Source organism: Kordia sp. (assembly GCF_050633145.1).
Classification (GTDB): domain Bacteria; phylum Bacteroidota; class Bacteroidia; order Flavobacteriales; family Flavobacteriaceae; genus Kordia.
Map to the genome: position 1 here is coordinate 77,345 of NZ_JBOEFY010000025.1, position 470 is coordinate 77,814.

Sequence of the window (470 nt, forward strand, 5' to 3'; positions counted from 1 at the left end):
ATTCCGAAGAACGTACGAAATGCTAATACATCTTGTTTTCCTGAAAGTTCCCAGTGTTTTATATAATCGAATTCAGTTTTTACATATTGTGAATACGGAACGCCGAAGAGTTTTTTGTTTCCTCTAGCATCTTCTTCTAAATTGGCTACACTAGCAATAGCAGATAAAAAATTTCCTGCCAATTCCAATTCGGTTCGAAACTGGAAGAAGGTATTGTCAGCAATGCTTTCTTTACTGTTGTGTAGAAAATTGATTTTTGAGGCTGCAATTAAGTTGTTTTGTGTTAATCGGAATTGTCGCTGTGCTACACTTAATACCGTTGAGAGTTCACTTGCTGTAACTTCATGATTATTAAAAATAACATCATCTATAAATTGATCCGTTTGCCCAGAAGCAATATTCAACGACTCGTCAGTGCCAACATAATTTGAACTTTGAGCTACGGCATTTAATCGGTCGTACGAACTTGT